This window comes from Grimontia sp. AD028 (assembly GCF_000973155.1).
GTDB lineage: Bacteria > Pseudomonadota > Gammaproteobacteria > Enterobacterales > Vibrionaceae > Enterovibrio > Enterovibrio indicus.
In genome coordinates this window covers 37,974-56,985 of record NZ_LASY01000043.1, presented here as the reverse complement: position 1 = coordinate 56,985, position 19,012 = coordinate 37,974, and the positions used below count along the sequence as shown (strand labels likewise).

Here is a 19,012-nt window from a genome sequence, read left to right as displayed (position 1 = left end):
TGAACTGAGCAGCCAGTGCTCTTTCCGCAATCGCCATACCGACAGCGTTAGTGATCCCCTGACCCAGTGGGCCCGTAGTGGTCTCGACCCCTGGCGCGTAACCATACTCAGGGTGGCCTGGGGTTTTCGAGTGCAGTTGACGGAAGTTTTTCAGATCGTCGATAGACAGATCGTAACCGGTCAGGTGCAGCAGAGAGTAGATCAGCATAGAGCCGTGACCGTTTGACAGCACGAAGCGGTCGCGGTCTGCCCACTCAGGGTTTTGTGGGTTGTGGTTCATGTGGTCGCGCCACAGGACTTCGGCGATGTCCGCCATGCCCATTGGGGCACCTGGGTGACCAGAGTTGGCTTGTTGTACGCCGTCCATGCTGAGGGCACGGATCGCATTGGCAAGGGTTTTACGTTCCATCTTGGGCTTACCTTGTTGAATTATGTTCAGAGCGGATTTCAATCAAGCGAATGATATAGGAAATAAGAGAGCGGCAATAGCCGCTCTGAGTAATTCTGTTTTGTCGGTTACAGCATACCGCGAATCATGTCTTCCAGTTTGCCTTGGTCAACCGCGAAATTGCGGATACCTTCGGCCAGTTTTTCAACTGCCATGGCATCTTGGTTATGATCCCACAGGTACTCAGCATGAGTCATTGGAGCTGGGCGATCTTTCACTTCCACGTCGTCGTGTAGTTTCTGAACCACTTCGCCTTCTGCGTCAGACAGCTCTTGCAGCAATTGCGGGCTGATAGTCAGACGGTCACAGCCAGCCAGTTCCAGGATTTCGCCTGTGTTGCGGAAGCTTGCACCCATTACCACGGTTTCGTAGCCATGCTCTTTGTAGTAGTTGTAGATGCTGGATACTGACAATACGCCTGGGTCTTCTGCTGGTTCGAAATCACGGCCTTCTTTCGCTTTGTACCAGTCCATAATGCGACCAACGAAAGGTGAGATCAGGTATACACCCGCTTCAGCACATGCACGCGCCTGTGCGAAAGAGAACAACAGGGTCAGGTTGCAGTTGATGCCTTCTTTTTCCAGCACTTCTGCAGCGCGGATACCTTCCCAGGTAGAGGCCAGTTTGATCAGGATGCGGTCGTTGCTAATACCTGCTTCGTTGTACATGCTGATCAGTTTGCGTGCTTTCGCTACGCTGCCTTCGAAATCGTAAGAAAGGCGGGCATCTACTTCTGTAGAGATGCGGCCAGGAATCACTTTCAGGATTTCTTTACCAATGTTGACTGCCAGACGGTCGCCCGCATCAGCCAGTTGTTGTTCAACGTCTTGGCTTTTCGCTTTTGCATAGGCAATCGCTTCTTCAATCAGCGGAGCATATTGCGGGATTTCAGCAGCTTTCAGGATAAGAGATGGGTTTGTTGTCGCGTCTTGCGGCTGGTATTTGGCGATCGCATCGATATCACCCGTGTCAGCAACCACGGTTGTGAGCTTGCGTAATTGTTCCAATTTAGTGCTCATCTTTTAAACCTTTTGTTGTATCTAGTAGGGGGCTCAGAAGTGCCTTTACTGGCCATTCAATGCATCGGGGTAGACGTTGAATGAACAAATGCAACACACCTGAGCAAATGATTGGGTCATATTTGTGTTTTTGTGCGATAAAGTCAACGCTCAGATCTGATAAACCTCACTGGGATCTCATAGAAACGTTTGCTTATAACGAGATCTGTTGATGTGCTGTTGGATCCTTGACCTGTGTTGATTTTGGTGCGTCAAAATCATCCTTCATTATCGACCATGTTCAACAGTGCCATGGCACAGCTTGCGCTGGTTGCCAGCACATCTATCGTGCCAGTTTTCAATGCACCGAGAATAGACAAAGCTTTGCGGCTTTCACTAGCCATGGCAATGACATTTGGAATCAGTCTCAAGTCCCGCATTTCAAGCCCGACAACACGGTCACGCATCAGGGTGTTGGCGCGGCTTCCATCTAGTTTGAAGAAATCAAATCCACCAATATCACCGACAATACCATCGTTCACACGTGCTTCAACGAATTCACGTGCAGAGAAGCAGCCCAGTTTCACCATGTGGCTGTTCTCGTCCATGTCACCGATACCCACCAAAGCAAATTCGGCTTTGCGTGCCTGGTTTAGCGTCTCATTGATATTTGGGTGACTTAGGAAGACATCACGGATTTCCGGGGTATCAACATAAGCCGGTGCATAGAGGGTTTCGCTGCTGCCGCCAAACTTCTTGGCGAGACGACGGCAGATATGGTCTGCATTGATGATATCGCCGCTGCGATGGGTGCCACCAATTGCGCAGACAAATCGGGCGTTACGATGAGAGACAATGCCGGGATGATCTGCAACGGCAGCGACGTTTTGTCCTTGCCCTACCGCGACAACCATACCTTCTTGCAAGTTACCATCAATAAAGGAAGAAACCAGCGTTGCGACTTGGTTGCGTTGCTCCTGAACGCTTGGCTGATCAAGAGCAATCAGGGCGCGCTTGAGGCTGAACTTTTCCATCAGCCTTTGTTCCAGTTGTGCACTGTGTACCGGGTGGAACTTAACAGAAATTTCTACGATGCCTTCTTCACGTGCACGACGGAGCAGACGGCTGACTTTGGCACGGCTGATACCAAATTTCTTTGAGATCTCTTCCTGCGTCGTATTCTGTTGGTAATAGAGAATGGCAATCTCAGTGAGGAGGTTAGTGTCGTCAAGCAAGCTCTCAAAGTTGCTGCTTAGCGTTCGTGTCGTGGTCATGACGTCATCCTGCGGCGGAAATTCAACCTCAGAGTCTACGAAGTTTTCTCTCTTTGAACAAATGTTCGAGTGTCATTCATTTGCTCAAAATCACACTTGCATCGTTCAACAGCAAATTATCAATAATATTTATGCTTTAAAGCACTCTGATGTTTGAAAAAGTAGTCATCTGTATCTAGATTGAAACATGTCATTGTGGGAATTTTCAGCAGCCTCACATGATAAGAAGGGCTGCATATTGGTTGGCGTATGACTAGAACGAAGCTCTCTTGCTTTCTCGAATTCCACTTATCTATCAAGAATTCAATGTAGCCGGGAGAATGAATGAAATTTCAGCCCCTAATCCCTAACCGCACGTTGTGGGTTGCGGCGACGCTTTTTATCGTCATTCTCGGCATGCTCAGTGGCTCTCGCTTTGCAGGTCTTTTTCCGACCCTGACATCTAATCCGGACGGTGTTGATGTCAGCTATGGCTACTTCGTTGACGATACAAATAGCCACATTCTCAGTTATGTTCATGAATCGGCTATCTTCCGTCATGTTGAGAATCCCAATCAGATCCCTTGGGAGCTTGGGAATAAATCTTATTGGGTAAAAGTCGATGTGCAGAATCTGGATTCTGAACACCGCCACCTCACGCTTTATTTCGATACGCCGATGATCGACCGTCTCAACATTTACCAGTTCAATAACAAAGGTCAAGAGATTAACCGCTGGCGATTGGGTGACAGTATAGAACGAGGTTATACCCTTGGTGACATGCCACCTGCCGTTAACTTTATGATGGACGGTTTTGAACGTTCAGAGTTGTATTTGCACGTCTACTCCGAAGGGTTTCCAGCGATGCCAATCTGGTTGATGGAGCAACATGATTATCATACCCTGACCCAACTTCTTCATACAGTTTGGGGGGGCTTTGCCGCGATCATGTTGGCTGTGGGTGTATACACCTTTGCTGTATATGTTTCACTGCGAGAGCGGGTCTATCTGGTTTATGCCGGATATGTTGGTGTGAGCATGGTAATGCTGGGCGCAGTTCATGGTTTCGGTATTTACCTTTTTCCTCCGGCAATACAGATTTTCTTCAGCAATAACACGGTGGGACTGACGTTCTGTTTGTTCTTACTTTCTCTATTGTTTTCGCATCTTTATTTGCGTGTTCACAAAGTACAGAGCCTGTTGAGGCAGGTTGTGAACTACGCATTGATGGTGCTGTTGGGTTTGACGATGATTTCGTTTGTCATCCCTGAGCACGTATCGGCGACGTTTTTGATTGCTATACAACCTGTCTTTTATGCGCTGATTGGTGTGCTGGTGTGGCGACGTTGGGCGGTGGCAAAGAAATGGAGCCCGATGTTTACTTTTTCTTGGATACCTTTGGTGATTGCCGGGGTCTTTCCGCCGTTGCTGGTAACGGGGAATATTGAATACACGTTGGCAAACCGATATGCCTTTATGATGGGACATGTACTGACTGCCATGTTGATGGCGATGGCGCTAGCCGAGCGTTTTCGCCAACAGAGAGAAGAGTCAGTTTATCAGCTCACCCATGACACGCTCTCATCCTCGCCAAACGTGAACGTCTTGTCGCTTGTGGTCGATCAACTTATCGATCGCAATAATGAGTTCACGCTTTGCTGCTTCCAAATTGATCGCTTTAATTCTCTTTCTCCTTACATGTCCGTGAAGCAAAAACAGTATTTTGTTGGCGAAGTGTGTAACCGCTTACATGCAGCGCTTAACTGTGACGCTGTTAAAGTGCTGGAAGGGAGGTATAGAGACAAACACAGAATTGCCTGTATCAAAGAAGGATTGTTTGGCTTTGTGGTGCTATCGACCAACAAGGAAAAGATCGATCTGTTACTGTCGAGCGCGATGGATGAGGTGGATCATTACGTCGAATTGAGCGACCTCAGCATCCGCACACAAGGAACGATAGGTTCCAGTGAGTTTCCAAAAGACGGTGCGACGACAGATGTGTTGCTACGTAAAGCGATGCAGGCAGTGGCGGAGACTTCTCCTTCCGACAAGCGATTCAACGCTTATGACTCGCTTAATAGCTTTAACCGCACCATGAATATGTCGCTGGTGTCTGATTTGAAGCGCGCCATCGAAAACGACGAGCTGGATTTGTATCACCAGCCTCAGATTGATCTTCGCACGGGGTCCATACATGGTTCAGAAGTGCTTTTGCGTTGGGAGCATCCCAAGTTTGGTCAGGTATCGCCGGAAGTGTTTGTGAAACTGGCTGAAGAAGTGGGGCTTATCAACAACCTAACGCTTTGGGTGATTAAACGGGCGTTCTATCAGCAGAGCAAACTGATCGAGCTGGGTTTTAGCCGACGTCTCTCAATCAACGTGAGTGCATCTGATATTGCGATTCCCAATTTGGTCGACAAAATTGCAGATATAGCAGAGCAATACCGTGTACCAACGGGCACGCTGTCTCTGGAGCTGACAGAATCTACCATGGTGTCAGACTATGACAGATTGCATGAAGTGATTGATCGTCTGTCCCAATACGACATTGAAGTCTCGATTGATGATTACGGTACAGGCTACTCGTCATTGACTTATCTTTCTCAGCTACCGTTTACGGAGCTTAAGATTGACCGCAGCTTCATCAACTCACTGACTAATAGCCCTCGCAAACAGAACATTGTCCGTGCGACCACGGAAATGGCAAAGTCGCTTGGGTTAATGGTGGTCGCTGAAGGGGTGGAGGATTTGGAAACCGCTTCGGTATTGAAGCGGTACGGTGTCGACATCGCACAGGGTTACCACTACTCGAGACCACTCAGTTTCAGCCAATACCTGCTTTATCTGAAACGCACCAGCCTGAATATGCCTGTGTCGGTCAAACGTCCGAACAAGTTTGGTACCCAGCCGGGGTAGGGTTAACAGACCCTAATCGGGATAGTAAATCGCGCCAAGTCGGCAAGGTCGGCTCGCGCCAGTTACATCGGGTAAGTTCCCCGCTTTTCCTTCTAAGGCTTGGTGTGCCAACCAGCCAAAAGCCAATGCTTCCAGCGAATCGCCATTAACGCCCTTATCGTCCGTTGTCATAACCTGCCAATCAGGTAATGCCACTTGAAGGCCTTTCATCAAGGCTCTGTTTCTGGCACCACCACCGCAAACCAGAAGTTCACCTTGTCCATAGCGAGCCACGTCATTGGCGATAGATTGCACCGTAAAAGCGAGTAGCGTCGCTTGCACATCTTCAGGACTCACTGGTTGAGAGAAAGCGTTGAGTTGAGCCTCCAGCCATCCCCGATGGAATAGCTCCCGCCCTGTGCTTTTTGGGGCAGGCTGAGCAAAATATCCTTCGCTGAGCATTTGATTCAGCAGCGCCGGATTGACGGCTCCACTCGCCGCCCAAGCGCCGTCTTTATCATAAGGTTTGCCTTGGTGTTCGCTTATCCAACTATCCATCAGCATGTTGCCTGGCCCCGTGTCATAACCCACGACGCTTTGGTTAGGTGCAAGCACTGAGATATTGGCGATGCCACCAATGTTCAGCACCACTTTGGTAGTGGAGTCTGTGCCAAACAGAAACTGGTGAAAGGCAGGAACAAGAGGTGCGCCTTGACCACCAAGCGCCATGTCTTTGCGGCGGAAATCAGCAACCGTCGTAATGCCTGTCAGCGCTGCAATGATATTGGCATCGCCAAGCTGCATGGTGAATGGCATTGGCCCTGTGGGTTTATGAAATACCGTCTGGCCATGACAACCAATGGCTGTGATGTCTTCTGATTTCAACGTGTTTTCGGTTAGAAAGCGATTGACCGCTTCGGCATACGTTTTACCAAGGAAATGGTCGATGGTGCCAATTTCTTCCAGCGTGACTGGTACGCCTTGGCTCAGTGCGATGAGCTTTTCCTTGAGCGTTTCAGGAAAGGGATACTCAGCCTGATGATGCAAGGTGACGCTCTGGTCAGAAAAAGAGGCGGCGACCATATCAATACCGTCCAAACTGGTGCCAGACATTATGCCGATGTACATGATTTACTCGCCTCTCTTTTTTAACGGTTTCAATCGCTAAGTTTCTCATAGGATTGCAATTCCCAGCACCAAAATTTGGTGTCAGGCTTTCTAGAGTGTGCGTGTCAGCGTAATATGTTGCCAGCTTAAAACGAAATTCAAACAGGAGTGACCCATGGGGCCATTGTGGCTTGATCTTGAAGGGTGTGAGCTGGACGCGGAAGAGCGTGAGTTATTACAACACCCAAGCGTTGGTGGCTTGATCCTTTTCGCTCGTAATTACCACGACAGTCGCCAGCTGGCAGCACTGACAGAGTCCGTTCGTAAAGCGGCTAAACGCCCTATTTTGATTGGTGTTGATCAGGAAGGTGGCCGTGTTCAGCGATTTCGCGAGCAGTTCACCATCATTCCACCTGCGCAGTCTTACGCACAGATGGAAGATGGCCTGACTTTGGCGAAGGAAGCTGGCTGGTTGATGGCTGCCGAACTGATGGCCCATGACATTGACCTGAGTTTTGCGCCAGTGTTGGATCGTGGCTTTGACTGCAAAGCGATTGGCAGCCGCGCATTCGGCGACGACAATGATACGGTAATCCAGTTCTCAACCGCGTTTATGGCTGGTATGAAAGACGCGGGTATGGCCACAACGGGTAAACACTTCCCAGGCCATGGTGCCGTGCTTGCCGATTCACATTTCGAAAGCCCGAAAGATGAGCGTGACAATCTTTTCGAACAGGACATGGCAATATTTACCGCGCAAATCGAAGCAGGCGTATTGGATGCTATGATGCCAGCGCATGTTATCTATCCGCACTATGATGACGTGCCAGCCAGTGGGTCGCCTTACTGGCTGAAGAAAGTGCTTAGGGAACAACTGGGCTTTAAAGGCATTGTGTTCTCTGATGACTTGAGCATGGAGGGGGCGACGGTCATGGGCGGCCCGGCAGAGCGCTGTCAGCAAGCACTGGCTGCTGGCTGTGATATGCTACTGCTATGCAACAACCGCCAGTCATCAATTGAGGCCTTAGACAACCTGCCAATCATTGACGTACCGCAGGCTGCATCACTGGCGAAGAAGCATCAGTTCTCGGTGCGCGACCTGCAAAGCGCTGAAAAGTGGCGAGACGTGAAAAAGCGTGTGGAACAAAGACACGCCGAGTGGCAGGAAAAGCAAAGCTAATCAAATCAGAAGCAGGGCAATCGCCCTGCTTTTTCTTTACCCATGAGTCTTTGTCTCGTCGAGGGATTCGTCCGCACAGCACTCTTCGCGCAAAAAGGATAAAACACCATCGAGTTGTTCATACTTGGGGATACAGTAAAGAGTTCGTCCTTCACGCCGCTGCTCAATCAGGTTCGCAGACATTAAACTCGACAAATGATGGGAAAGGGTTGAGCCAGGAATCTTCAGTTCCTCCTGAACCACACCCACTGCGATACCAGCATGTCCACCTTTGACCAGTCTCTTGAATATCGCTAGCCGGGTTGGGTGTCCCAGTTCTTTCAATGCTTTAGCGACAGTTTCGAGTTCCATAGCGCTTCCTGGATAAAAATAATATTTCGATATTACCAGAAATATCTTGCAGAGGAGAAATCAAAACTCTATATTTCGAATATTCTAGAAATATAGAGAAATTAATGATGACCATGGAGACCCTCCAGTCAACGCTGGGCATGTTTGCCTTCCTTGCCGCCGAAATCACTGTGCTGTTCCTAGTGATCAGTTATCTGGTTGGCGTATTGCAGCAATACATACCGCCAGAAAAGATTCGCAGCATTCTGAGCAGCAAAAACGGCAAAGGTTACGTCATGGCTGCGTTTTTAGGCGCCATCACGCCATTTTGTTCGTGCTCGACAATACCTTTCTTAAAAGGTCTGATTCGCGCACAGGCAGGCTTTGGCACCATGATGGTGTTTCTGTTCGCAAGCCCTTTGCTTAACCCTATGATCATTGGTTTGTTTGCAGTGACCTTTGGTTTGGAAGTCACTGCGTACTACTTTGCTTCGGCACTGGTTATTTCGGTGGTGGCGGGTTACCTGCTGGAAAAGTTGGGTTTCGAGAAGTACCTCAAACCATCGACTTATGAAGAACCGGCAAAGAGTTGCTGTGGCACCACGTGTGGTACGAAACCGGTAGAAGAGAATAAGTGGCTGAAGATTTGGCGTGGCGTGTGGAAAGACTTTAAAACGGCGATGCCATACATCTTCATCGGTGTCGGTGTGGGCTCATTGATTTACGGTGCAATGCCCGCGGAATGGATTGCATCCATTGCCGGTGAAGATAACCCGTTCGCGATACCTTTGGCGGCTGTGATTGGTATTCCGCTATACATCCGTGCCGAGGCAGTGATTCTGCTGAGTGCACCTTTAATGGCAAAAGGCATGGGCGTGGGTACGGTAATGGCGCTGGTTATTGGCAGTGCGGGAGCGAGCCTTACTGAAGTTATCATGCTCAAGTCCATGTTCCGCAACCAGATGATTCTGGCCTTTTTGGCGGTGGTATTGGGGATGGCGATACTGACGGGTTACACCTACCAAATGTTTTTCTGATGGAACCTTAAGCTCCTCATTGAGAAAGCCAGCGCTGAGACGCTGGCTTTTTTTCATCAATCGAACGGGTAATCCTCTTGAGATGAGCGGCTTGGCTTTGCCCTGCGGCGAGCCTTCTTGTCGCGTTGAGGTCGATCGTCAAATTCGTCATTGAATTTGGAATTAAACTTCTCTTTACGGTTTGTGTCGTTTTTCAGCCACTGTTCCCACTTGGCCATTTTATTTACCCTGTTCGTTTAACAATACTTCGGAATTATTTTCATTGCATCAAAGGACATTGCGTTTCCTGCTAAGCCTTTGTCTCATCAAATATAGACGAAGTTATGTGACTTATTGATGAAGTTTCCTTGGCATAACTGTGACACCAATTCCACCCAAGCATAAATCCAGCAGATTGATTAAATAAAACGAAAAAATTCGCTGTCATCAATTAGAAATTTCGATTGTTACGAAAAGAATCTTATCAGTAGATTATGGTTAATGAAAAAGGAAAGCGATTCTGTTCCTGACTGTGAGCTGACATCGCTACAGCGCAGTAGATATGTGAGGTGAAGCCCAGTTATTTTGTGAGATTTTTCTGCAAGCATGGTGAATGTTTCTGGGCAGTTGATAAAAGTTTTTCTTAATTTTTGACGTTTTTCACATTGTTACAAAGGCTTACTTTCGGTGGTCTCGACCTAGAGCTACTTCTCGGATAAGTTACGTGAAAAATTCATCATGAAATTATCGTTAAACTCTCGACAGAATACGAAATCACCGCTATAAACCGCAGTAAGAATTAATTTTCTTAATCGTCAGATCAACAATATTTTGCTTTACACCTTAATGGTTTAATGAAGAATATTGCGCAAATTTGTTAAGGAGCTAAATAATGTTTAGTGGTCAAAAGTTTTTTGATGACAAGCATTTTCCAAAAGGTTTTGCTCGATCAGGCTATTTCACCATCAAAGAAGCACAACTTTTGGAAACCAGTGGGCGCACCATGAAAGCACTATTTGAAGGTGCAATGGTTCCACAAGATGAAGAGCAGCAGAAATTTGTTGATGAAGTGAATGGCCGTCGTGCAGCTGAATCATCATATGCTCTTTGCTGGTTGAAATACCTGAAAGAAATCAACCACAAGCATGTCGTTTACAACTTGTGCTCCACTTCCCGTGGCGGCGCAAGTGAAGACTACTCAGAAGCTGAAGCCGACGAGTAATCTGGTTTTGCATTCAATAAAAAAAGCGAGCTTTGAGCTCGCTTTTTTGTTGTCTAGAATCTGGTATTCCGGTGAGAAGTGGCCAGAAAAATAGAACGACCTCTAACGGTTAAGCCAATAAATTCGCCAATGTGTAAGGGTGGCGCGCCAGTCCCAAAGCCTGCGCAGGGGTAATCCCTTCGCTGTTTTGATGGCAGAGGTTGTTCCATGCCCGGAAAATATCCAGTAATGGAAGCAGGCCACCTGGGCGCAACCGGCGTCTTGGCTCATCGATCAGGGAGCGAAAATGCAGGTGAAAGCGATCCTGATAATCTTCCAGTGCTGTTGTCGTTGCTCTTTCCAACCACGCAGCTTCCAGACCTGTTTGTTTCCCTAAGTGACAGATGGCTTTCTCTGCTTGTCCCTTCTGGGTAAATGCCCAGCGGTCACGCCACCAACTCAAGAGCATAATGTCGATGTTATCGGCACTATCACGTTCCATCCAATGCGCATTCTGTACCACGTAGATTGGGTGGCATTGTTTCTCTTGAAGGCGTTCCCTAAACACACTGATGATCGCAGAGCGTAGCAATGGCTCTTGAGGGAGATAAACCGTGAGGTCTTGCCACTCTTCAGTCAACTCTTTCAAACGAAGATACTGCGCATACGCCGCGTACTGGGGTCGAATCAAACAACCTTTTGATGGGTAATCAACATGTATCGGCCGTGTATAGAGGTCCTCCACATTGCTACGTGAAAGGACTTCTTTGTATTTCTCGTTGACCTGATTCAGTAAGCCTTCGGGATTCGCTTCAAAGGAGTCTGTGAAGTGGATGAAATTATCTGGCATCAACCTCGCTTTTTCAGCGTACACATCACCCACTTCATCCGGCTTTTCTTCGTCAGATGAGTAGTTAATGTTTTGCAGTAATACGTAGCCATGCTCTGCATCACCTGTGGTTAGCCACATCACGCCATTGTCGCTGCGTGGCTGCAACGTCGTGAGCGATGAAGCCAACGGATTTTCCTTCGCTAATTGCAGGAATCGAGCATCCACGCTTGCCAGTTTGTTGCGACAGCGCGCAGCGATTTGCTCGAGGTGATCGTAAAAAGTCTTTGGGTTGATATGCAGTTTTCTGCAAATCTCCCGAACCGGATGTCCGGTGAAAAGCAAACCCAGCAGACGTTGCTGAACATCCAACTTAGGGTTGGCATTCGACCATTTATCCACGAAAGTCGCTTGGCAATGCTTACAACGGTAGCGCTGACGCTCACCACTGTATCCAAACGCATGATAATGCTCACGATGGGTGAGCACAGGCTTACCAAATGCCTCACAGCCTTCGGTATTGCACGCGGCGAGATTACCTGAGTCTTGCTGTTTTAGACGACTCAGTTCTTCAATAACGCCCCTGTTGTTAAGGAGAGGAGGAAAGGCACCACACTCTCGGCACACCAAACCGGGACGAGACGGATCCGAATCTTGAAGCAAATAATACTTCTCATCACTCAATCCAAAGTTTCGACACGCCAATGTTTTACAGAAGTTGAGTTGTAATCCATCTGCCGCCGGCGGTAGCTTCCCTGTAGACACCAGTCCTCCTCGAATTTTCTACGTCGTAAATAAAATATGAAATTCCAGCGCGTTAAATTTCTGCGCTTGGGGTAAAGAATGTGGGAGAGACTATGAAAAGAATCTCGTGACAATTGTCTGATAGGCCATGCCGCCAAGATAGATCCCAACGATACCCATGATTCCAGATATCACTGGTGGGGCAGGGAGAGGCAACTTCACGGCGCTAAAGAAAAAACCAACAATTGCACCAGCAAAAACTGCTAATAAAACTTCGCTCATTAATGTATCCCTCTGTGTTTGCATTGAAAAACAGCAATATTTTTTTAATTTATGTGTCATTACTGTTAATGTTTCTGGCTCCAGTCTAGGGAACCTTCAACACCCTTCAGCAGATCGAGATCACATTCACCACGTTTCTATTTCGGTTTTTGCTTATTGATTACCAAAAGTGTTGAAAAAGTGATTTTTATCACATTGTATGTTTATGAGCATCCAACCGGAAATTTGTCTCAGCTTGCGTTTAACTCCTTATTTTCCAACGTGATTCCCTCTTTCTGTCAGTACGTCATACCGGATTTAAGTAAATGATTTCAATGGGATATGCCCCTCGCCTTTGATTTAGGCACAAAACTGACAACGGTTATTTTCCACACTAAAACTATGTGTATATGAGGTCTTGAAGTTGAGACTTTTATCTCTTTAGAAACGGATGATGAGGTGAGGGTGTAATGAAAGGGTTAATAAAATTGGGCTGTATATGCCTGTTTTCTTTCGGTCTTTTGGGATGCAGTGATAGCGACGGTGCAGGATCTGCGACTTCTACCAGTAGTTTACAACTTCCCCAACAGTTGGAGGTCGTGACGAATGAAAATGACTAAAACTGTATGGCTGTTGTCATCGATGGCTTTATCTTCGGGTGTTGCTCATGCTGCTTTCAACGACGCTGGTACAGACTACTCAAACGCGCAGACCAAATCTTATGTTTGGAATGAGGCGTTACAACCCATCGAATTGGTGAACAGCATTCTCTGTTTCACGGCACAGTTCAATGTTACGGAGTTTGCTAACGCCGGTCCTTATTTAGTATTGGCGGATGAAGCCGCTTGTTTTGACTCAGAAGATGATGGGTCTTCAGGGCAGTCATCTGGTGCTGCGAATACACCGTCTTATTTGAAAGCAGTGGCAAACGTCACCCGGGCCTCTGATCTTGATCCCTTGATCGTCAACGTGTGGATCCCTGAAATGGAAGGGGGGGGCGGCAATCAGGCGATAAAATTCCAGGCTGTGATTAGCGAAGGTGCTTCTGATTCTAACCCTTTCGGACAGTTTACGTTCAATTTTGATTTCTATGACAATTTCACCAACCTCAACCAATTGGGGGGAGGTGAAGTGATCACTTTGGACAGCGAACCTGGTTCGATAGGTTTTACGCTTTATGAGTCCAGCCAGCAGGGTGCCAGCAGCTATACACAAAGTGCCAGTGTGGTAATGAGTAGTGATCGATCCACGGGTGTGGCACTGACCTCTTCTGACCAATCGGGAGCTTATGCTTTGGCGTTTAATAGCGATAACGTTTTGCTGCAAAACGCGTCAGATTTCGACAGCTTGCCCTACAAGTCTGGCAGCAATGCGGGCACGTGTTTGAGCCGAACCCAGTTTGACAGCTACGTGCACCGATATGACCTATATAACGCGTCATCAGGTGCAGAAGTCAGTGTAAATGCGGGTTTTCCAATCCTCTATTCAAGTGCCAATAACAGTAACTATGATAGCTACGGATATGTGGGTTACTGGGGTCTTTGGACTGAGGTTGAAGGTGCTGTAACCAATGGCGAAACCGTTGTCAGAAACGACGGCAGTGCTCAAACCGAGTATACCTACGTGAATGCGCCGGGGCGCTTGATCAAAAACGAAGTGAAAACGCTCAGCCTTTCACAGGCCAGAGGCATTCAGTTCGGCTACTGGGATAGCACCGTCTTTAGCGATGGTTCTTTTGACCAGTGGGTGGTGAATTACCTCACAGCTGCACAGGACAGTGTGGGCTCAGACGGTTTTTATAAAACCGGTAAGTTGAGCTGGGGTGAGAACGGTCCTTCTGTGGCGACGATCAGCCCAGTGCAAATTACCCTTAGCACAAATGAATCGCTCTATATGTACTCCGAGCAATTGGGGGGCGAAGTAAAATATCTGGAAGGGAAAACGTCGCTGACCTACTACGAGCAAAGCTTTATTAACGGAAGCGAAACGGGTTCTGGTGAACTGCTGAATGGTGGTTCAGTCACGCTGTACTGCTATGACAACTGTCCGATTGGTACATTGGATAGTGGTGATTTAGTGAATTGGAGTGGCGCCAGCAGCCCGTTTGAAACGACGAGTGGTCCGCACAATTTCACTTTCAGTACCTCAGGTGGTAATGCGTTAACACTGGTGAGTGTGAATAGCTCTGAGCCTGTCCGATACAACGCTTCACTCACACAGAACGATATAGATGCAACGCCACACAGTTGGGGTGTACGAAGCGGGCCTATGGTGACATCGACGGTAACCAATCCTTATGACATTTATGACTCATCCATTGTGACTGAATTTTATGTCTGGGAAACGGGGATCCAGTCATGGAATCAGCTTTCGGCAGTTAAAAATGGTAGCGGGGATGTGGTGAGTTTCGATCGTCCTTTGCAGTTCACTTACAGCCACAGCAATGCCAATGATCGCTCTGGCTCCGCGGGCACATACGCGGGACAAACGTTCCTGTTCAACTATGGCGGAAACGGTGACTTTTGGGGGATTCCTTATGAGCAGGATAGCGGCAAGTACACGCCAGCATTTTCTCTCAACGATGGCGTTGTCATGGGAAGTTCCAACCAGTATGTGATCAAAGCGCGAGAGATTGAACAGACTATGCAATCCGCGACAGGGCAGTGCAGTAGCTTGACTTTGGCAGACCCCAGCGTCCCAGTGCCTACGCAGGTTTCAGGCTCGGCTGATATCGGCGATATGCCGGTGGTCGAAGGTGACCCTTCTGTGATTGCAGGGGAAACACAATCCTGACAAGTAGAGTTGTATTGTGTGTGAAAACGCCCTCAATTTGAGGGCGTTTTTGATCGGTAACCGCTGGTTTGGGTATATGCGATTATTTAATCACAGAGATATCAACCTTCTCACCCAATGACATGGCAAGGTTATTATCGTAGTAAGCGGCTTCATTGATAAAGTGCGGGTAAGCCTCGTAGTCGCCATCCCAATACACTTCTGTGCCATCGAACTTGGTGAAGATAGGGTCGCCGTTTCGAAGTGGTGTGAAGTCAGCGTCCTGCACATTTTTATGCACCATGCCGATACGTTCGCCCTGTTCGTTTTCAGGCAGCTTCAAGGTTTCCACATAGCGGTATGCCGAAACAGTCTCTGGTAGCGTCGGCACCTCGTCTTTATTAAACAGCTCGACAAAATCGAGAATGTGGCGTGTCATATCATCCATCCACTCCAGCACGTCTTGACGAATAACAGACTGCGGCTGAGGACCCACTTCAATAATGATGCCCTGATCAGCGATGGAACAAAGGAAATAGTGCTCTTCCATTGAGCAGTGGTCTTCGAACAGAATCACTGCATTGCTCATACGCTCGGCCACGTAAGCGGCGAGCTGAGTATTGAAAGCATCGTTTTTCAGCAGTATCAGGGTTGGCCCCATGTTGCTCGTGGTGTTGTGCAGGTCGATGATGAGATCGGTGCGTGCGTTGCCTTTTGGCCCTAATTGAAGGTTGATGGCTTTAGCTCGGCTTTGCTCGTAATTACCCAGTTCTGGGTTTGCAAGATCGGCAGGGATGAACTGGCGGTTCAAATCACAATCCAGATAACGTTTGTTATCGCGGAATGCATTTGGGTTGCCAAAAAGGGTTTCTGTTTCAAAGGTGGGGCGGCTGATAAGTGCAGGGCTTTCCTGCCACTTTTTAAGAAGATAAATACCGCTGAATTCGTTCCCGTGGGTACCGCCAACAATGGCTACCCGATTGAATGTGCTCATCCTTGTCCTCTCCTGATAGACGAAAATTCAATATATCAGGGAGCTACACAATCCCCAAGAGACAAAGCCCCTTGGGGAATGAATTTTTATTCGCACCAGCGGCCCGGGTAGGCAGATGAATAGTCCGGTGTTTTATCGACACTATTATCAGCGGTTGGCTCCAAAGGCCCTGCTACTGTGCGGAAAGGAAGAATTCCCGCCCAAACGGGTAAATCCATATCTGCCAAATCGTCGTTCACGCCATGACGGCCAATCTTGACTGAAGCTTCAGCGAGTGGCATCACTAAAAGTTCTGTTGCTGTCAGTTCCTTTTCATTACCGGGGCGAGCTTCTTTGCTTCTTCCCGGTGCGATTTGCTCCAGGAACTCATCAAAAGCCGCCGCTTTTTTGGCGTTATCTTCGACGACTTCAAAGCGACCAAATGCCATCGCACAGCGGTAATGTGCGCTGTGGTGGAAAGCGGAACGCGCTAACACCCAAGCATCCAGAATGGTAAAGGTCACGCAGCAATCCGCACCGTTTTTCAAGTGCTTAAGCATCTTGCTGTTTCTGGCGCCGTGAATGTAAATGTTGTCACCTTCACGCCATGCCAGCATTGGAATCACTGTTGGGCCGCGCTCATCACTGAAAGCAACGTGGGCAAGTTTGGATTCATCAATAATGCTGTAAAGCGCTTCTTTGTCTTTAACTGCTTTGTGAGCGGCTTTTTTTACTGTTGTCCGTTGGGTGTTGCCTAGCGTCATAAACGTCTTCCTTGTTTGTTCATTGCTTCTTCGTCGTTCATTCCTGTAGTGTAGTGATAAATGGCTCCACAAATAGAGCCAGTTTAGATAAGTGAATGGATCCAATATGCAGCCGATCGACATTGGTGATTTGCAGCTCGCCAGTGAAAAAAGTTCCAAACAAAGCGCACTTTATGCCGCGATTCAGGAAAAGATCCTGAACCGCCGTTGGCCTCATCATGGCAGACTTCCTGCTACCCGTTTTATGGCGAAGGAATTAGGATTGAGCCGAAACACGGTGACAGCGGTTTATGAGCAGCTGAAAGCCGAAGGGTATTTGGAAAGCCGACGCGGCGCTGGCTACTTTGTGAATGTGTCGACACCTGAGCAATTCCTTCAGGCGGAAGATAGCCAATCGTCAGTCATACCATTGCACTCTGATGACGTGGCAGCAGTACCAGAAGCTTTCGACACCCAAAAAAGAAACCGCGCCTTTGCACCCGGTGTGCCTGACCTTGCCCATTTTCCCTACAAGAAATGGGCGAGAGCGATGCAGCTGCAGTTTCAGCGAAGTTTTATTGCTGGGCAAAATGACATTCAGGGCAGCCTGACTTTCCGAAAAGCCCTGAGTGAATACCTTTCTGTCAGCCGATCTGTTTCCGCGCCTGCACACCGGATTATTGTCACTTCTGGCGCGCAGCAAGCGCTTTACATCGCGTCGAATGCCATTTTGAAGGCCGGTGATAGCGTCATGATGGAGAACCCTGGCTATGTACAAATGCGGAAGGTGCTTAAGCGAAGCAGAATGAATATTGAGGAGCTGCCGGTTTTGCCGAAGTCCGGCGCGGATGTCGACAAGATTGAGCAGTTCGAAGGCCAAGCTGTTTATCTGACACCGAGCAACCAATATCCCATGGGCACCAGCCTGAATACTTCTCAGCGAATGCGCTGCATTGAGTGGGCAAGCCAGAAAGATCGTTGGATCATCGAAGATGATTACGACAGTGAATTCCAGTTTGCCAACCGGCCATATCCTTCGCTTCAGGGACTCGCGACGCAATTGCATGGCGAAGATGCGCGGGTGATTTATATCGGGACATTCAGTAAGGCATTTCTGCCCTCTGTGCGTGTTGGTTACCTTGTCGTACCGGAAGCTTTGGTGGAGTCTTGCTTACAAATTAAGGATGCTATTGGCGGCGATACCCCAATACATATAGAAGAAGCGTTGGCGGCCTTTATTACTGAAGGCGATTACCTTAGACATATCCGTAAAATGCGCAGCCTTTATCAGGAGAAACAGAGGCTTTTTGTCGAATTGCTAACCCATGCTTGTAGCGATCAGGTGGAGATACTGAGTCAGGCCGCGGGGTTACATGTGACCTTTAGCTGGAAAGGGGGACCGACAGCAGTAGAGGTCAAATCGGCGTTTGAAGCGGAGGGATATACCATTCGAACGTTGGATTACTATTGCTATCAGGAAGATAACAGTCATCGTTCAGTAGAGATAGATCGCGCATTAGTGGCTGGTTTCGGTAATAGCTCCCTCAACGAAATCCGAGAGGGCGTCGCGTTACTTGGCTCTCTGATTATCCGCTGATGCATTGGGAAAACTGTGCGGCTGGGTCGAGATAGAACATCTTTTTCCATCCCTGAGTTTCGGTGCTGAACAGCCAAGGATAAGGGAGCAGTGACATGACGGAATAGTGAAGATGAGCAGGTTTGTTAATGGCGTTACCCGTGCTGCCGACCGTGCCAATTGTTTCCCCATGGGTAAGCCATCCTGACGTGTCCGATGCGATGTCATCCAAATGGGCATAGTAGTGTAAACGCCATTTTGGTCCGAGAATGGCGACCACTTTACCACCTTTGGCTAGCTCTCCGGTGTACAGCACTAGCCCGCCAGTGGCCGACATTACCGGTGTCCCTGATGGGGCAAAAATGTCGATGCCTTTATGCACGCCAGAGCTTCCCCAAGGCTCAAACCAGAAGGTCTTTGCATTCCAGTCATTGCAGTCCGCGCCTTTGACAGGAATGACGGCATGAACAGGGACAAACAACACCGCACAGATCATGGCAATGGCAAGCATCGCAGCCAATTTCATATTTTCACTCCGTCGAACGCGTTTTCCCTTCATGCTAATGAAACAATCTTATGATAGGAAACTGTCAGCCGGAAGACAGAAGTTACGCAAGGCAGGCAAATGGGGGGCTGAATTCCGGAGGTTTAACGTAAAATCAGTCTGTTGACTAAGCCAAAATTCA

The 19,012-nt window shown here is 48.2% G+C and carries 16 protein-coding genes and 1 pseudogene; 6 read left to right on the top strand and 11 right to left on the bottom strand.

Annotated features, from left to right (window positions below; all coding sequences use genetic code 11):
• The 3 genes and pseudogenes from RN22_RS10715 to RN22_RS10705 all read right to left on the bottom strand — a co-directional run.
• Positions 1 to 409: pseudogene (locus RN22_RS10715) on the bottom strand (transketolase); the annotation flags it as partial.
• Positions 410 to 516: 107 nt separating this feature from the next.
• Positions 517 to 1,467: a transaldolase gene (gene tal, locus RN22_RS10710; RefSeq protein WP_046304272.1), complete on the bottom strand. Its 951-nt coding sequence runs from the start codon at positions 1,465 to 1,467 to the stop codon at positions 517 to 519.
• 257 nt (positions 1,468 to 1,724) lie between these two features.
• Positions 1,725 to 2,720, bottom strand: a complete 996-nt coding sequence (locus RN22_RS10705; protein WP_002538354.1) for a sugar-binding transcriptional regulator — start codon at positions 2,718 to 2,720, stop codon at positions 1,725 to 1,727.
• Positions 2,721 to 3,044: 324 nt separating this feature from the next.
• Here RN22_RS10705 and RN22_RS10700 point away from each other — a divergent pair, with 324 nt between their 5' ends.
• Entirely contained in the window at positions 3,045 to 5,615 is a 2,571-nt protein-coding gene (locus RN22_RS10700; protein WP_046304271.1) for an EAL domain-containing protein, read from the top strand.
• 12 nt (positions 5,616 to 5,627) lie between these two features.
• Here RN22_RS10700 and RN22_RS10695 read toward each other — a convergent pair whose 3' ends face one another.
• Entirely contained in the window at positions 5,628 to 6,722 is a 1,095-nt protein-coding gene (locus tag RN22_RS10695; protein ID WP_046304270.1) for an anhydro-N-acetylmuramic acid kinase, read from the bottom strand.
• A gap of 154 nt (positions 6,723 to 6,876) precedes the next feature.
• On the opposite strand from RN22_RS10695, the gene nagZ reads away from it, so the two are divergent.
• The gene (gene nagZ, locus RN22_RS10690) at positions 6,877 to 7,881 is read left to right on the top strand and encodes a beta-N-acetylhexosaminidase (protein WP_046304269.1); all 1,005 of its coding nucleotides are present in this window, start codon (positions 6,877 to 6,879) and stop codon (positions 7,879 to 7,881) included.
• A gap of 36 nt (positions 7,882 to 7,917) precedes the next feature.
• Here nagZ and RN22_RS10685 read toward each other — a convergent pair whose 3' ends face one another.
• Positions 7,918 to 8,232 carry a helix-turn-helix transcriptional regulator gene (locus RN22_RS10685; RefSeq protein WP_046304268.1) on the bottom strand — a complete coding sequence of 105 codons (315 nt, stop codon included), beginning with the start codon at positions 8,230 to 8,232 and terminating at the stop codon, positions 7,918 to 7,920.
• A gap of 104 nt (positions 8,233 to 8,336) precedes the next feature.
• Between RN22_RS10685 and RN22_RS10680 the strand changes: the two genes are divergently transcribed.
• Complete coding sequence (locus tag RN22_RS10680; protein WP_197076286.1) at positions 8,337 to 9,248, top strand: permease; 912 nt, start codon at positions 8,337 to 8,339, stop codon at positions 9,246 to 9,248.
• 56 nt (positions 9,249 to 9,304) lie between these two features.
• Here the strand turns inward: RN22_RS10680 and RN22_RS25135 are convergent, their stop codons facing one another.
• Positions 9,305 to 9,466, bottom strand: coding sequence for a hypothetical protein (locus RN22_RS25135; protein WP_197076285.1), 162 nt, complete (start codon positions 9,464 to 9,466; stop codon positions 9,305 to 9,307).
• A 653-nt stretch (positions 9,467 to 10,119) separates the two neighbouring features.
• On the opposite strand from RN22_RS25135, the gene maoP reads away from it, so the two are divergent.
• Positions 10,120 to 10,449 (top strand): DUF413 domain-containing protein, encoded by a 330-nt coding sequence (maoP, locus tag RN22_RS10675; RefSeq protein WP_046304267.1) that lies wholly within the window; start codon positions 10,120 to 10,122, stop codon positions 10,447 to 10,449.
• A 109-nt stretch (positions 10,450 to 10,558) separates the two neighbouring features.
• Here the strand turns inward: maoP and RN22_RS10670 are convergent, their stop codons facing one another.
• Both RN22_RS10670 and RN22_RS10665 read right to left on the bottom strand, forming a co-directional pair.
• Positions 10,559 to 12,022, bottom strand: coding sequence for a lactate dehydrogenase (locus RN22_RS10670; RefSeq protein WP_046304266.1), 1,464 nt, complete (start codon positions 12,020 to 12,022; stop codon positions 10,559 to 10,561).
• Between the two features lie 90 nt (positions 12,023 to 12,112).
• Complete coding sequence (locus tag RN22_RS10665; RefSeq protein WP_002538364.1) at positions 12,113 to 12,283, bottom strand: XapX domain-containing protein; 171 nt, start codon at positions 12,281 to 12,283, stop codon at positions 12,113 to 12,115.
• 585 nt (positions 12,284 to 12,868) lie between these two features.
• Between RN22_RS10665 and RN22_RS10660 the strand changes: the two genes are divergently transcribed.
• Positions 12,869 to 15,055 (top strand): hypothetical protein, encoded by a 2,187-nt coding sequence (locus RN22_RS10660; protein ID WP_046304265.1) that lies wholly within the window; start codon positions 12,869 to 12,871, stop codon positions 15,053 to 15,055.
• A gap of 82 nt (positions 15,056 to 15,137) precedes the next feature.
• Here the strand turns inward: RN22_RS10660 and RN22_RS10655 are convergent, their stop codons facing one another.
• Positions 15,138 to 16,028, bottom strand: a complete 891-nt coding sequence (locus RN22_RS10655) for an aspartoacylase (protein ID WP_046304264.1) — start codon at positions 16,026 to 16,028, stop codon at positions 15,138 to 15,140.
• Positions 16,029 to 16,114: 86 nt separating this feature from the next.
• Entirely contained in the window at positions 16,115 to 16,771 is a 657-nt protein-coding gene (locus RN22_RS10650; protein ID WP_046304263.1) for a pyridoxamine 5'-phosphate oxidase family protein, read from the bottom strand.
• Positions 16,772 to 16,877: 106 nt separating this feature from the next.
• On the opposite strand from RN22_RS10650, the gene RN22_RS10645 reads away from it, so the two are divergent.
• Positions 16,878 to 18,347: a PLP-dependent aminotransferase family protein gene (locus RN22_RS10645; RefSeq protein WP_046304262.1), complete on the top strand. Its 1,470-nt coding sequence runs from the start codon at positions 16,878 to 16,880 to the stop codon at positions 18,345 to 18,347.
• On the opposite strand, the gene RN22_RS10640 is transcribed toward RN22_RS10645, so the two are convergent.
• A complete protein-coding gene (locus tag RN22_RS10640) occupies positions 18,337 to 18,852 on the bottom strand; it encodes a M23 family metallopeptidase (protein WP_046304261.1) in 516 nt (171 codons plus the stop codon). The two genes, RN22_RS10645 and RN22_RS10640, sit on opposite strands and share 11 nt — an antisense overlap.
• Positions 18,853 to 19,012 lie beyond the last annotated feature (160 nt).